18 protein-coding genes are annotated in these 13,874 nt (G+C 63.8%); 10 read left to right on the plus strand and 8 right to left on the minus strand.

The genetic code is table 11. From position 1 onward, the window contains the following. Positions 1-50: 50 nt before the first annotated feature. Positions 51-572 (minus strand): hypothetical protein, encoded by a 522-nt coding sequence (locus tag FZZ85_RS05790; RefSeq protein ID WP_226413084.1) that lies wholly within the window; start codon positions 570-572, stop codon positions 51-53. Between the two features lie 62 nt (positions 573-634). Here FZZ85_RS05790 and era point away from each other — a divergent pair, with 62 nt between their 5' ends. From era to larB, 5 genes are all read left to right on the plus strand, one after another. Beyond that, positions 635-1,570 carry a GTPase Era gene (gene era, locus FZZ85_RS05795; RefSeq protein WP_226413086.1) on the plus strand — a complete coding sequence of 312 codons (936 nt, stop codon included), beginning with the start codon at positions 635-637 and terminating at the stop codon, positions 1,568-1,570. Positions 1,571-1,608: 38 nt separating this feature from the next. After that, on the plus strand, positions 1,609-2,070 hold the full coding sequence (locus FZZ85_RS05800; protein ID WP_226413088.1) for a phycobiliprotein lyase: 462 nt from the start codon (positions 1,609-1,611) through the stop codon (positions 2,068-2,070). Between the two features lie 6 nt (positions 2,071-2,076). Further along, the gene (trmD, locus tag FZZ85_RS05805; RefSeq protein ID WP_226413090.1) at positions 2,077-3,282 is read left to right on the plus strand and encodes a tRNA (guanosine(37)-N1)-methyltransferase TrmD; all 1,206 of its coding nucleotides are present in this window, start codon (positions 2,077-2,079) and stop codon (positions 3,280-3,282) included. Positions 3,283-3,345: 63 nt separating this feature from the next. Then, a complete protein-coding gene (locus FZZ85_RS05810; RefSeq protein ID WP_226413327.1) occupies positions 3,346-3,726 on the plus strand; it encodes a TIGR03792 family protein in 381 nt (126 codons plus the stop codon). Then, on the plus strand, positions 3,723-4,397 hold the full coding sequence (gene larB, locus FZZ85_RS05815; RefSeq protein WP_226413092.1) for a nickel pincer cofactor biosynthesis protein LarB: 675 nt from the start codon (positions 3,723-3,725) through the stop codon (positions 4,395-4,397). The genes FZZ85_RS05810 and larB overlap by 4 nt, the downstream gene beginning before the upstream one ends. 4 nt (positions 4,398-4,401) lie before the next feature. Here larB and FZZ85_RS05820 read toward each other — a convergent pair whose 3' ends face one another. From FZZ85_RS05820 to FZZ85_RS05840, 5 genes are all read right to left on the minus strand, one after another. After that, entirely contained in the window at positions 4,402-4,560 is a 159-nt protein-coding gene (locus FZZ85_RS05820; RefSeq protein WP_226413347.1) for a hypothetical protein, read from the minus strand. A 98-nt stretch (positions 4,561-4,658) separates the two neighbouring features. Continuing rightward, positions 4,659-5,612, minus strand: coding sequence for a DUF1517 domain-containing protein (locus tag FZZ85_RS05825; RefSeq protein WP_226413094.1), 954 nt, complete (start codon positions 5,610-5,612; stop codon positions 4,659-4,661). Positions 5,613-5,630: 18 nt separating this feature from the next. Then, a complete protein-coding gene (gene thiS / locus FZZ85_RS05830; protein WP_226413096.1) occupies positions 5,631-5,849 on the minus strand; it encodes a sulfur carrier protein ThiS in 219 nt (72 codons plus the stop codon). A gap of 3 nt (positions 5,850-5,852) precedes the next feature. Further along, positions 5,853-6,911, minus strand: a complete 1,059-nt coding sequence (locus FZZ85_RS05835) for a thiamine phosphate synthase (protein ID WP_226413098.1) — start codon at positions 6,909-6,911, stop codon at positions 5,853-5,855. Positions 6,912-7,045: 134 nt separating this feature from the next. Then, positions 7,046-7,987: a bifunctional riboflavin kinase/FAD synthetase gene (locus FZZ85_RS05840; RefSeq protein WP_226413329.1), complete on the minus strand. Its 942-nt coding sequence runs from the start codon at positions 7,985-7,987 to the stop codon at positions 7,046-7,048. A gap of 54 nt (positions 7,988-8,041) precedes the next feature. Between FZZ85_RS05840 and FZZ85_RS05845 the strand changes: the two genes are divergently transcribed. After that, positions 8,042-8,602 (plus strand): DUF3611 family protein, encoded by a 561-nt coding sequence (locus FZZ85_RS05845; RefSeq protein WP_226413100.1) that lies wholly within the window; start codon positions 8,042-8,044, stop codon positions 8,600-8,602. On the opposite strand, the gene surE is transcribed toward FZZ85_RS05845, so the two are convergent. Then, positions 8,587-9,396, minus strand: coding sequence for a 5'/3'-nucleotidase SurE (gene surE / locus FZZ85_RS05850; RefSeq protein ID WP_226413102.1), 810 nt, complete (start codon positions 9,394-9,396; stop codon positions 8,587-8,589). The two genes, FZZ85_RS05845 and surE, sit on opposite strands and share 16 nt — an antisense overlap. Positions 9,397-9,467: 71 nt before the next feature. On the opposite strand from surE, the gene pheS reads away from it, so the two are divergent. From pheS to FZZ85_RS05870, 4 genes are all read left to right on the plus strand, one after another. Then, complete coding sequence (pheS, locus tag FZZ85_RS05855) at positions 9,468-10,475, plus strand: phenylalanine--tRNA ligase subunit alpha (protein WP_226413104.1); 1,008 nt, start codon at positions 9,468-9,470, stop codon at positions 10,473-10,475. A gap of 80 nt (positions 10,476-10,555) precedes the next feature. Continuing rightward, a complete protein-coding gene (locus FZZ85_RS05860) occupies positions 10,556-11,464 on the plus strand; it encodes an NAD(+) kinase (protein WP_226413106.1) in 909 nt (302 codons plus the stop codon). After that, positions 11,461-12,138 carry a response regulator transcription factor gene (locus FZZ85_RS05865; RefSeq protein WP_226413108.1) on the plus strand — a complete coding sequence of 226 codons (678 nt, stop codon included), beginning with the start codon at positions 11,461-11,463 and terminating at the stop codon, positions 12,136-12,138. Before FZZ85_RS05860 ends, FZZ85_RS05865 begins: the two co-directional genes overlap by 4 nt. Positions 12,139-12,144: 6 nt before the next feature. Next, positions 12,145-12,588: a DUF192 domain-containing protein gene (locus tag FZZ85_RS05870; RefSeq protein WP_226413110.1), complete on the plus strand. Its 444-nt coding sequence runs from the start codon at positions 12,145-12,147 to the stop codon at positions 12,586-12,588. Between the two features lie 7 nt (positions 12,589-12,595). Here FZZ85_RS05870 and cbiE read toward each other — a convergent pair whose 3' ends face one another. Continuing rightward, positions 12,596-13,855 (minus strand): precorrin-6y C5,15-methyltransferase (decarboxylating) subunit CbiE, encoded by a 1,260-nt coding sequence (gene cbiE / locus FZZ85_RS05875; RefSeq protein ID WP_226413112.1) that lies wholly within the window; start codon positions 13,853-13,855, stop codon positions 12,596-12,598. Positions 13,856-13,874 lie beyond the last annotated feature (19 nt).

Consider the following 13,874-nt stretch of genomic DNA (forward strand, 5'->3'; position numbering starts at 1 on the left):
AACGCGATCGAATCAGCCTTCGCCCCGGTTTGTCCGGGGCTTTTTTTGGCTCAACCCTCGGCCACGGCATAGACACTGTTCCCGATGGCTTGTTTCTGCTCGGCGTCGTACCCCCACTTCTCCAGGAAGGCGACGTCTTCGCCGCGGTTGTCGAGGGCGGCGGCCAGCAGTTGCTCCAGACGCTCCTTCACCTCCGCTGGTTCCAGCAGCCTGAGCAGTTCAATGCAGCGGTTGCTGACCCGCTCCGAGCCGGCCTGCTGCACCTCATCTCCCGTGCGCCGGTGATGAACGGCCATGGCCGTGCTCATGGCCAGATTGCGAACGCTTAGATCTACAACTCCAGCACCGGCTCCGCGTAGTTGGCCGACGACGGCGTCGGGCAAGCGATCCATCAGCACGCTCTCGCCTGCCAGGCTCACCACGAAAAATCCCCGGGCGCCATCGCGGCTGGCCACCATTTCACCGATGCGGTCGGCCAGCACCTCATCGCTGATCTCCTCGTTGTCCCATTGCTGCAGCCAGGCCGCTGTGATTTCCATGGCCTGCTGGAAGGTGGGCTGCTGATCCGCCATGGACCTGTCCAATTCCTGCCCTCAGGCTATGGGTCGATTCAACGGCGGCGCAGACTTAGAGCATGCACGCAACTCCCCTGCCAGAGGATTACCGCTCTGGCTTCATCGCACTGATCGGTCGCCCGAACGTGGGCAAATCCACGCTGGTGAATCAGCTGGTGGGTGAGAAGGTGGCGATCACATCGCCCGTGGCCCAGACCACCCGCAACCGCCTGCGGGCGATCCTCACCACTGAGGTGGCCCAGATGGTGCTGGTGGACACGCCTGGCATTCATAAACCCCACCATTTGCTGGGGGAACGGCTGGTGAAGAGTGCGCGCAGCGCCATCGGTGAAGTCGACCTGGTGGTCTTGCTGTTGGAGGGATGCGAGCGCCCGGGTCGCGGTGATGCCTTCATAGTGAATCTGCTGCAGCAGCAGACCCTGCCGGTGCTGGTGGCCCTGAACAAGTGGGACAAGCTGGCGGAGGAGCACCGCTCTGAAGCGGAAGAGGCCTATGCAGCCCTCCTGCAGGAGACTAATTGGCCGGTGCACCGCTGCAGCGCCCTGTCAGGCGATGGCTGCGCAGAGCTCACAGCAGCGATGGCGGCTCAGTTGCCCTTGGGCCCACAGCTGTATCCGCCCGAAATGGTGAGTGATCAACCGGAGCGTGTGCTGCTGGGGGAACTCATTCGCGAGCAGGTGCTTCTGCACACCCGGGAGGAGGTGCCCCACAGCGTTGCCGTCACCATTGATCGCGTTGAGGAGTTGCCGGCCAAGGGCAAGGGTGCGGGTCGGACGGCCGTCTTGGCCACGGTTCTGGTGGAACGGAAAAGTCAGAAGGGGATCCTGATCGGCAAAGGCGGGGTGATGCTCAAGACGATCGGCCAGGGGGCGCGGCTGCAGATGCAGGTGCTGATTGATGGCCCGGTGTATCTGGAGCTGTTTGTCAAGGTCGTGCCGGATTGGCGCAGCAAGCCCGCCCGCTTGGCGGAGCTGGGTTACACGGGGAATCAATAACCAATAACCGCCAGCCCCACAGCTGAGAGGATGGGCGCATGAGTGAACAAGCCTTTCCCCCGGAAGACCCTGGCTCCTTTCTGAGCCTCTGCGACGGGGAGTGGATGAGCCTGCGCAGTTGCTTTGAGCTGGCTGCCGGTGGTGATGACGAATGGCACAGCAGCGAACGGGGTGAACTCACCGTCCGCTGCGTGAGCCAGAAGGGGGCTCTCGGCCAACTGCAGGTGCAGGCCCCTGGTGGAATCAGCAGCATCCTCACCTTCGCCGCTGATGGACAGCTGATCCTCGATGGTGATCCCCCAGGCAACTGGAGGTTCTGGCCCGACGGCAGCATGGAGCTGAACCTCAGCCGGGCTGACGGCGTGCAGGTTCAGGAGCGGATCTGGTTTACGCGGGCCAACCTGCGCCTGCGCAGCACCACGGCGGTGGATGTGCAGGGAACACCGGTGCAGGGCAGTTTCTGCACGGACATCCGCAGGGTGTCCAAACCAGCGGCCTGAGGCGGCATGGCGCCCTATCGCCTTGATGTAGTGAGCCTGGCGCCGCAGGCGTTTGCTCCTCTGCTGGAGCTGGGGGTGATCGGTCGTGCCTTCAACGCGGGCATTGCCGAGTTGCATCTGCACAACCCCAGGGACTTCGCCACGGATCGCCATCGCAAAGTGGACGACGAGCCCTACGGGGGTGGTGCCGGCATGGTGCTCAAGCCCGAGCCGGTGTTCGCCGCAATGGAGGCGATTCCCCGAAGTCCTCGCAGCCGGGTGCTGTTGATGTCACCGCAGGGGCGCCCCCTGCAGCAGGCAGATCTGCAGCGTTGGTCCAATGACCACGATCAACTGGTCTTTCTCTGCGGTCACTACGAGGGCTTCGACGAGCGGATTCGCGGCCTGGCCGATGAGGAGGTGTCGATGGGTGATTTCGTCCTCACCGGTGGTGAGCTGCCGGCGATGACGGTGATCAACGGTGTTGTGCGCCTGCTGCCCGGCACGGTGGGGACGGCGGATTCCCTGGTGGAAGAAAGCCACAGTGCACTCCTCCTGGAACACCCGCATTACACCCGCCCCGCCGACTTCCGCGGCATGACCGTTCCGGATGTGCTGCGCAGTGGCGACCACGGTGCGATCGCCCAGTGGCGCCAGGAGCAGCGGGAGCAGCGCACCCGCGAGCGGCGGCCCGATCTGTTTGTCCGCTGGCAGACCGCGACAATGAATGACTTTTCAGATCCCGCCATGGAGCTGCGCATCGGCAACGGATACGACATCCATCGGCTGGTGCCCGGACGGGCCCTCATCTTGGGGGGTGTGACCCTGGATCATCCCGACGGTCTTGGCCTGGATGGCCACAGCGATGCCGATGTGCTGGTGCATGCCGTGATGGATGCGCTGCTCGGGGCCCTCGCCCTTGGTGACATCGGCAAGTACTTTCCCCCGACCGATCCCCAATGGAAAGGGGCCGACAGCTTGAAGTTGCTGGATCAAGTGGTGAAGCTGGTGAGGGAGCGCGGCTGGTCGGTAGTGAACATCGATGCGGTGGTGATTGCTGAGCGCCCAAAACTCAAGCCGCATATCGCCGAGATGAGCGGCCGGATGGCGTCAGCGATCGGGATTGCCCCCGATGCCGTGGGTGTCAAGGCCACCACCAACGAAGGCTTGGGTCCGGAGGGACGGGAAGAGGGCATCAGTTGCCAGGCTGTGGCTCTGCTGCAGCGGAGCTGAACCGTGCATCACCTCCGGTCTGTACTGCTTAGGGTCATCGCACCGTGTTTGGCGCTGGTTCTCTTGTTGGGCGGGCTTTCGGAGACAGAGGTTCGGGCAGAGTCCGACCCGAAGCTTGGTGATGTGGTGGCTGTGGTTGAGCACCTGCGGATACAGGTTCCCCGGGAGAGCCGTGAGCATTGGATGGCGGCGGAACGTGGCAGCTGGGAGCCTTGGTTGAAGCAACAGCCTGGTTTTCTGGGCCGTGATCTGTTCTGGGATCCGGCAACCGAGGAGGGAACTCTGCTGATTCGTTGGAGCAGTCGTAAGGCATGGAAATCGATCTCCCTTGCCGAGGTGGAGACGGTTCAGGAGCGCTTCGAGACCTTGGCCCGCGAGCAAACAGGACAGCGCCAGGGCAACCCGTTCCCGCTCGTGTTTGAGGGGGAATTGTTGCCGCAGTGACCACACCGGATGCTCGCCTCGATCTGCAGCGCCGCCAGCGCCTTGGCATGGTCGAGGCCGTTTGGGGGGAACACAAGACAGCCGATCAGATCATCGACATCCTTGAGAGCTTTTCCGCAGCAGGGGAACTGGGTCTGGTGACCCGGGTGGCTCCCGAAAAGGCTGCACGGGTGTGTGAGGCGTTGCCGGCGGTGGAGCTGCATGCCGTCGCTCGCTGTCTCACCCTGGGTGCACTTCCTCCTGTGCCTGCGCCACCGGCTGAGGTGGCGGTGCTAAGTGGAGGCAGCAGTGATCGCACGGTGGTGGCGGAGATCAGCTTGGCGCTGCGTTGCCATGGCATCGGCGTGGATCCTGTGATGGATGTGGGGGTGGCTGGATTGCACCGCTTGCTGGATCAACTGCCCCGTCTGCAGACGGCGCGGATTCTGATCACCTGCGCGGGAATGGAGGGTGCGTTGCCGACGGTGCTGGCTGGACTGGTGCCGCAACCCGTGATCGGCGTCCCGGTTTCGGTTGGCTATGGAATCAGTGCGGGGGGACGAGCTGCTTTGGAAGGAATGCTTGCCAGCTGTGCTCCAGGCCTGACTGTGGTGAATATCGACAACGGCTATGGCGCAGCCATGGCTGCATTACGGATGCTCAGGGGCTGTGCCACGGACGCTTCAAGCTGAGGCTTCAAGCCGCAGCGGAAGGATCGATCTGGCCGAGACGCTGCAGCTCAGCGCTGTTGTGATCGCACTCCACCTGCTGAAGCGCGTGCACAAGAGCATCAAGGTCAGCCCTTGCCAGCTCACCGTCCTGTTGCCAATGCATGGAGCGGGGATCGGGAGCCAACGCTGTAGGTAAAAAATCTAATCAAATCAATTTAGACCTGATAGCTGGGGAGAAATACTCAGAAAACCTGTAGATGAGCCATGAGGGGATTTAGCTTCTCAGAGGTGTTGGAGGTTGGGGTAAGCCGTCACAAGGTCGTTGGCGCTCAGCACATCTCCACGGCCTTCCGGTTGCCAGATCACTTCCAGGGCCATGAGTTCACTGGAGGCTGTGGAACCAAGAATGCGCAGGGTCTGGCGCAGATCTTCTCCGGTGTCAGCCCCTGCGAGCTTCGCCGATGCCGTGGAGGCCACCAGCAAAGTTACAACGATGAATTCGTTGGTGGCATCAGCGTCTCCAGAGCTGCTGCTCGTGTCCGTCGTCCGTTGCCCGCCGACGTTGCTGGTGAGCTCAGCGTCCAGCTTGCTGCGCTCGTTCATCGAGAGGCGATTGAACGTCGATTCAGCTGAACTGAAGGGAACACTGCCGCTCTCGGCATTGGCGTAAACCCAGAGGTCCGGTTGGCGCAGCAGGGCCAGGGTTGTCTCCTGCAGCAGCCTTTGCAGACCAGCAGAACTGCTGGTGTCGGACGAGGAGGCCAAAGAGCGCAGATCCTCCTGCAGGGATTTGGCACTGGCCAGCAGCCCCACCTGCACCTGAATCATGTTCACGTTGCGCGGCATGGCTGGTGCAGCAGCGCCACCACCGATTGCTGGGGCAGTGCCGCCCCGGACGGCGTTGACCAGAACACCCGCGATGGCCATCAGGATCAGCAGCCCGAACAGACCACCACCACCGAAGCCGAAGATTGGAATGAGGAAGGGGAAGCCCATTCCGCCGCCGCGGTAGCCACCCCCGCGGTATCCGCCGCGGTATCCGCCGCCGTAGCTGCCACCGGATCGCGGCATCGAAGGAGCGCGGAAGCTGCCCCCTCCCATGCGCCCCCCGCGGGCGGCATCAGCCGGCTGTGCCTGGAACAAGCAGAGCCCCACAATCACCAGCGGCAAAAGTAGTGATGCGAGCAGTCGTTGGGGTCGTTTCAACAGTCGGGGGGTGGCCAAAGCAGCGACCACAGCATCAGTTAGGCGACTCTAGGAACCACCACCAACGATGGTGACGATCTCAAGGCTGTCGTCATCCTTCACCACGATGTTGTTCCAACGGCTGCGGGGTGCGATCACCCCGTTGTGCTCGGCGACCACTAGCTGGGGGTTGTTGGCCAGCAGGGCAACAACGGCCGCCAGGCTGGCGGGGGTCGGTGCTGGATCCAGCACGCGGGTTTCACCGTTGACCATCAGGGTGAGAGGCATGGCTCAGAACGTGGCGTGGTCCAGCTGCTGGAGCAGTTGCCGCGAGGCCTGCCCGCTGTCATCTGCGTGCATGATCGCGCCGATCACCGCCGCACGTTGGCCGCCGGCCGAAAGCAGTGCCGGCAGGTTGGCTGTTGTGATTCCACCGATGGCAAAGACGGGGCGTTGGCTGATCGCAGTGGCCTGCGCCAAGAGCTCCACACCAACAGGGTTCCGCTCGGGTTTGACTGCTGTGGAGTGGATCGGGCCGAAGCCGAGGTAGTCGATCGGATCCTGCTGAGCCTGATGAACCTGCTCGATGCTGTGGGTGCTGCGGCCCAGCAGACGATCGGTACCCAACAAATCGCGGGCCACCTCACTGGGCATGTCCTCCTGGCCCAGGTGCACCCCATCCGCATCGACCGCCAGGGCCAAGTCCACACGGTCATTTATGAACAACAGAGCCCCGAAGCGGTTGCAGAGCTGCCTGAGCTGCTGGGCCTCCTGCAGACGTTCGCGGTCGTGTCCCGCTTTGCAGCGGTACTGCACCATGCCCACGCCGTTTTGCAGGGCGGCGTGCACCCGATCGCTCAGGTCATTGCAGGGCGTTGTGATCAGGCAAAGGCGACAGTCCTGAAGCTTGTTGCGTCGCCTTGCTCCCAGGGTGGCGTTGAGGCAGGTCACCTCCAGGTCGTAAAGGCCGTAGCGGATCGCAGCGGCTTCAGCAGCTAGGGCGGGATCGATGTTGCGGCCGTACTCCTCCAGCACCCGCAGCGCTTCCTGCACCCGGGCGCAGTTGGCCGCTACCACGTGGTCGGGGCTGTGGCGATCCAGTTGGGCTGGATGCTCCAGTCCGGCGCCGGTGTCAGTGCTGGTGGAGCGGGCCTGCTTGTAGCTGTCGTGGTGGAGCCGTCCGAGCCGTTGACGCCAATCCTTGAGGCGCACCACCAGATCCTGTTGCTCCAGCCCGAAGCGGCACCAGTCCTCAACAACCCTCAAACCTTCCCGGGCACGGTCGAGGTTGGCGTCGATCAGGCGTGCCACCCGTGAATCCAGGGATGTCTCGCTTGGGGTTGGATTCATGGCACCCTGTGGGCAACGGTTTCTGCGTTGGTCATGGAGAACGGTGGTTCTGAGAGCACCATGCACGTTCTGGTTTGGGGAATCGTTCTTCTCGGCGGCATCGGCGTGTTCATCGTTTGGGGCCTGGTGAATGCCTATCCGACCGTGGCCTGAGAGCCGGTCTGAAGGATCTCGCGGGCTTGAGCTGCGTCGTGGCCGATCTGGCTGCTGAGCTCCTCGAGACCACTGAATTTGGTCTGGCCGCGCAGGCGCTGCACAGGCTCGACGCCCAAGTGCCGGCCCTCCAGCTCCAGGCTCTGATCCAGCAGGTGCACCTCAACTGCCGAGGGCGATGTGGGATCGATTGTGGGTTGGGGGCCGAGGTTCATCACGGCCGGGAGGCGATCACCCTCCCCATCCAGTTGGGCCCAGGCGGCGTAGACGCCAAGTCCTGGCAATGCCTTGCGCCCATCCACCTGGAGATTGGCGGTGGGCCAGCCCAGTTCACGCCCCAGGCCTCGGCCCCGAACCACCCGTCCCTGAAAGCGGTAGGCCCGGCCCAGCAAGGCTTTGGCGGTGGTTAGGTCGGCCTGGTCGAGGGCCGCGCGGATTCTGCTGCTGCTCATCCGGCCCTCTTGGTCTTCAACGATCGGCACCACCTTCACCTCAACGCCGTTCCGAGCCGCAAGCCGTTCCAGCATCTCTGCGTCACCGCGCCGCTGATGACCGAAGCGGAAGTTGGTGCCCACGGCAATGCGCCTGGCCTGAAGTGTGTTCAGCAGCACGCTGGTGACGAAGTCTTCCGCACTCAGCTGAGCGAGCTCGCGCGTGAAGGGCACCAGCACGAGCTGCTGGATCCCCAGGGGTTCCAGCAGGGCGAGTTTTTCGCTAGGTAGATCCAGCCTGAGGCGTGCTTCGCCGAACAGCACCTCACGGGGATGGGGCCAGAAGCTCACCACCGAGGCAATGGCCTCATCCGGGCTGCCCTGGATGGCCTCGGCGATCACGCTGCGATGGCCGGCGTGCAAGCCGTCGAAACTCCCCAGCGCCAGGGCAGTGGGCCGACGGGCTTCCTCTGGAGAACAGAGCGGGATCAAAGAGGTGCAGAAGGTGCGCTTTGGTGGCAAGTTTGAACGACAGAGCACCAGGGCATGCCAGACCGCCTCGATTTCCAGAAGTTGTCGTTCGGCGTGCGTCGGATGGGATGGATCCGCTTCTGGATCCAGGTGGTCCTCGGCATCGTTGTGGTGGGCGTTCTGCTGTTCAACAACATCGGCGGCAGCCTGGCCCGCAATTCCGAACGTGCCGTGGGCCTGGGACCTGGCCTGTCGCTTACCTCCCTGGCCTTTCTTGTACTGCTGTTCAGCCTCTGGCAGGGCTGGCTGATCGTCCGTACCGGTCGGGCGATCGATAGTGGGGCCCGTCCCAGTCGGGGAGAGGTGGCGCGGCTGATCAAACGGGGGCTGTTGGCGGATCTCCTGGGTCTCACCTTTGCCACCATCGGCTATCAGGCCCTCGCCGGCAGCCTGTTCGTGCAGGCCTCCATGCAGACTCCAGGCATTGCCATCGGCGGCCGCGGCATGGCCGACAACCTGGCGATCACCTCCCTGGAAATGCTGTCCGTGCTCAGCAACACCCAGGTACTGTTCGCTCACCTGATCGGAGTGTTGTTCTCCCTTTGGTTGTTGCAGCGGGTTTACCGCACCAGTTGATCCTTGAGCTTGAGCTGCGGAAGTCCGCCGAGGGGCCCCCTCCAGAACAGGTCGGGCTGGATCGGCGTGAGTGAGGGTGAATTGGCATGAATCTGTGCCACATCACTGGGCCAATCCCGGGGGCCTTCTCCGGCTGATTCGAGATCCTGCACGGCTTCTCCGGCCAGCCAGTAGTAAGCGCGGCCGCGGGGGTCTTCCCGACGGCTGAATTGCTCGTCGTATCTCCTGATCGAGAGACGGGTCCAGCGCAGTGCTCCCATCTCCTCCCGGGCACAGGGGGGGATGTTGAGGTTGAGCAACAGGTTGTCGGGCCACTGGTCTGCGATGGCTTGTTCACTCACCTCCAGAGCAAGGTCGGCAGCCGCCTGGAACTGACGCCACTGGAAGCAGGCGCTGCTCACAGCCAGGGAACGAATGCCCTCAAGGGTGCCTTCCATCGCTGCGGCAACGGTGCCCGAGCAGAACACGTCTGTTCCCAGGTTGGGGCCGTGATTGATACCGGAGAGCACCAGGTCCGGCTTCTCTTTCACCAGTTCGAACAGGGCCAGCTTCATGCAGTCGGCGGGGGTGCCGCTGCAGGCCCAGGCGGTGACCCCTGGGGCGAACAATTCGTCGGCCCGCTCGGCACGGATGGGGGTCTGCAGGGTGAGGCCATGACCAGTGGCAGACCGTTCCTGATCTGGGCAGACCACCGTCACCTGATGGCCGCGAGCTGAAGCTGCGGCGGCCAGGGTTCGGATGCCGTCCGCAAAGACCCCATCGTCATTGCTGATCAGGATCCGCAGCGGGGCCATGGGGTCATTCGCACTGAGGTGAACCTAAGCGGCTTGGCTGCTTACAGTCGGCAGCTGTCTGTTTCATCCCTGTGAGCGCACCGGTCACCCTGCAGCAGCTCACCGATCAACTCGATGCCCTCGAGCAGCAGGCCGCGGCTGAGATCGCCGAGGCAGCCGATGCCGCTGCGCTCGAGCAACTGCGGGTCGGGCTGCTGGGCAAGAAGGGCCGCATCTCCGGTGTGCTCGGGGCCATGGGCAAGTTGCCCGGTCAGGAGCGTCCTCTGGTGGGCCAGCGCGCCAATGTGCTGAAAACACAAGTGCAGTCGCTGCTGGGAGAGCGGCTACAGGCCGTGAAGCAGGCGGCCATGGCAGAGCGCATTGCCAAGGAAAGTCTCGATGTCACCGCTCCGGCTACTGGGGTGCCGATGGGGCATCGCCATCCCCTGGTCACCACTACAGAAGAGATCGTCGATCTGTTCCTGGGCCTCGGCTACAGCGTGGCCGAGGGGCCTGAAGTGGAGCGGGACCACTACAACTTCACCGCCTTGAACATTCCCGAGGACCATCCGGCCCGGGACATGCAGGACACCTTCTATCTCGGGGGTGACCTGCTGATGCGGACCCACACTTCGCCGGTGCAGATCCGTCACTTGGAAGACAACCCTCCGCCGGTGCGGATCGTGGCTCCCGGTCGGGTTTATCGCCGCGACGCCGCCGATGCCACCCATTCGCCGGTGTTCCACCAGGTGGAGGTGCTGGCCATTGATGAGGGACTCGATTTCAGCCACCTGCGCGGCACGGTGATGGCCTTCCTCAAGGCCTTCTTCGGCGACCTGCCGGTGCGCTTCCGGGCCAGTTATTTCCCCTTCACCGAGCCTTCCGCCGAGGTGGATGTGCAGTGGCGCGGCCGCTGGCTTGAGGTGATGGGCTGCGGAATGGTGGATCCCGCCGTGTTGGAAGGGCTGGGCCTCGATCCGGAGCGCTACAGCGGTTTCGCCGCGGGCCTGGGGGTGGAGCGCTTCTGCATGGTGCGCCATGGCATAGACGACATCCGCCGTCTGTACACCAGCGATCTGCGCTTCCTCGAGCAGTTCTGATCGGGAACCTTCGTTACTGAGCGGCGTTCAGTTCTCGCGCGTCCCATAGGCTGAGGCTGACCTCTACCCGTCGTTGATCAGTGCCCCGGATTGGACTGATCGTCAATGACGGCAAGCCGCTGGCGGTGCAGACGGCGGACACGATTCAGCAGCGTCTGGAGGCAGCCGGCCATGCCGTGGAGCGGGCCAGCAGCTCCGGGGGCATGGTGGGCTTTGCCAACCCTGATCAGCACCTGAGGCTGCGGGGCTACAGCGCCTGTGTGCCCAAGGGCTTTGATCAATCGATGGTGCTGGCCATCGTGTTGGGGGGTGACGGCACGGTGCTCTCCGCCGCGCGGCAGACCGCCCCCGTGGGGATTCCGATTCTCACGATCAATACCGGTCATCTGGGATTCCTGGCCGAGGCCTATCTCGAGGATCTGGACCGGGCCCTCGATGTGGTGCTCACCCAGCAATGGACGATCGAGGAACGCAGCAACCTTGTGGTGAGCGTGATGCGGGGCGATCAGCGCCGCTGGGAGGCGTTGTCCCTCAACGAGATGGCCCTGCACCGTGAGCCGCTCACGAGCATGTGTCACTTCGAGATCGCCATCGGCCGCCATGCCCCGGTGGACATCGCTGCCGATGGTGTGATCCTCTCCACGCCGACGGGATCAACGGCCTATGCCCTCAGCTCCGGTGGGCCAGTGATCACGCCGGATTGTCCGGTGCTGCAACTCACCCCGATCGCACCCCATTCCTTGGCCTCCCGCGCCTTGGTGTTCAGTGACCGTGAGCCCGTCACGGTGTTTCCCGCCACTCCAGAGCGCCTGATGATGGTGGTGGACGGCAGTGCTGGTTGCTATGTCTGGCCGGAAGATCGGGTGCTAATCCGTCGCAGCGATCACCCAGTGCGCTTTGTGCGCCTCGCCGACCACGAGTTTTTCCAGGTGCTTCGCAACAAGCTCGGATGGGGTCTGCCCCACATCGCCAAGCCCGAGCGGGAATGAACGCTGATCCCCTGTTGCTGTTGGCAGGTCCTGCGGCTGTGTCCCTGGCGCCCCGACTGGCCGCATCGGGCTACGCCACCCTCGATTGGCTTAGTGCAGGTCCCTCGGCCCATGCCCCTGAACCGGGTGAATCGCCTGTGGCTGCTGTGCTGGCGGCCGATCAGTCCGCATTGATTCAAGACCTGCGCAGCCGTTTCGGAGGTATGCCGATCCTGTTGGACCTGGAACGGGACAGCGTTGAGGCCCGCGCCGCCTGCCTGGGAACCGGCGCCGACGATTTCTGGCTCTCGGAGATCGGGCCCAGCGACCTGTTGTTGCGTTTGCGCTTGCACCGCACGATTCAACAGCGGTCAGGTCAGCGACCGGCGCTGCTACAGCTCGACGATCTCAGAGTCGATCCCACCACCCGAACGGTGCAGCGGGGAGAACGTGTGGTGGCTTTGACAGCTCGGGAATTCATGCTGTTGCAGGTGCTGTTGCGGCGGCGGGGCCAGGTGTTGAGCCGCGAGATGTTGCTTCAGGAGGTGTGGCAGGGGGAGAGCTCCAGCAGCAATGTTGTTGAGGTGTATGTGCGCTACTTGCGTCAGAAGCTGGAGGCCGGTGGTGAGCGCCGTTTGCTCCACACCGTGCGCGGTCGGGGTTACTGCCTCGGCCAATTGATGCCGGAGGTTTGAGTGGCTATGGATGCTCTGCCCCCTGAGCCGCCTCCGCAGTGGCTCTCAGTTGCTGCCCGCTGGTGTGTGGACCAGCAGCGTTGCATTGATCTCGAGGTAGCCCGCACTCCGGAGCAGCAGCGGCTGGGGTTGATGCAGCGGCCGGCCCTGTCGCCCTTGCGCGGGATGTGGTTTCCCTTCTCCACCCCGCAGCCGCAGCGCTTCTGGATGTTCAACACCCTCGCTCCTCTGGACATGATCTTTGTGCGCGATGGGCGGGTGCTCGATTTGGTGCGTGCCGTTCCAACCTGCGCTGCGCTGCCCTGTCGCTCCTACGCCGCCGATGCGGATGGCAATGGGCGGGCTGATTTCGTTGATGCAGTGATTGAAATCGGTGCCGGGGAGGCGGAGCGTCTTGGGATTGACATCGGCGATCCGGTTCGAATTGCTCCGCTCACGCCTTCGGAGTGAAGCCGCCTTAAGCCGGCTTCGTTCCCGTCACGATCAACGTCGGGTTCATCGGAGCCAGGCGCGTGCCATCCCCCAGCGGTTGTCCACGCCAGGCCTGCAGTTGCTGTACGCGCACCGCCAATCCGGCGTTTTCGAGCAGTGGTCGAACGTTGGCCAATGCCTCAATGCTCGCCAGGGGGATCACTACAACGCCACCAGACCGCAGCTGTGCCAGCACGTCTTGCAGCAAGCGTTCGCGTTGGGCACCACCGCCTCCAAGCAGAACCCGATCGGGCTGGCTGAGATGGCTGGGGAGTCCGCCGTTCAGTATCCCGGTGGCGTCGGTTTCCAGCACGGCTGCGGGGTTAACCCCGAGCCGTTGCGCATTGCGCTGGATCAGTTGCGCGCCGCCGGCGCGGCGTTCCACTGCCAGCAGTTGCAGCTCAGGGCGCAGGCGCAGGGCTTCCAGGCCGACGCTACCGGTGCCGGCCCCCAGATCCCAGAGCACGCCCTGCTTTGGCAGGGCGAGTTCGGCCAGCAGTTGGATGCGCACCTCCCGCTTGGTCATCAGTCCGGGGTGGTCGCTGTGCTGCAGGTAGAGCCCGTCATCGAGCCCGAACAACGGCAGCTGATGGGGATCTTGTGCGGCAGGTTCCCGGGCGATCAGTAGTGCAATCAGCAGCGGATGCAGGTCTGCTGGTAACGCGGTGCCGGGGGTGATCAGCTGAACCCGCTCATCGGCATGCCCGAGGTTTTCACAAAGCCACAGATCCGTGCTGGTCTCCAGGCCACTGCTGCGCAACATCCGCTGCACGCTGCTGGCGCCCCCCTGGTTTGGGTCCGTGAGCACCGCCAGGGCCGCCGGTCGTTTCTGCAAGGCGCTGGCGAGTATTTCGGGGTTCCGTCCGTGCAGGCTCACCCAGTCGGCGTCCTGCCAGGGGCGACCGATGCGGGCGAAGGCCAACTGCAGCGATGTGGGGGCGGGATGAAACCGCAGCCGCTCTGCCCCGATGCGGTCGCAAAGGATGCGCCCCAGACCGAACCAGAGCGGATCGCCGCTGGCCAGCACCACCACAGCTTGATCACCAGTTCTTGATTGCAGGCTGTCCACCAGAGCCCGCGGGTCATCGCTGCTGATCAGCTCAGGTTTGACGTCCCCCAGCCAGTCTTGCAGAGCAACTTGCAACCGCTGCGGTGCTGCAATCACGGCGGCCGCCCGCAGCAACGTCTGCTGTGGAGCTGGCAATGAGGCGGGCGCCCCGGCGTCGGTGCCGATCACATCGATCATTCGGTCATTCTGGTGTCAG

It is taken from the genome of Synechococcus sp. MU1642 (genome assembly GCF_020514115.1).
In the GTDB taxonomy this organism is placed as follows: domain Bacteria; phylum Cyanobacteriota; class Cyanobacteriia; order PCC-6307; family Cyanobiaceae; genus Parasynechococcus.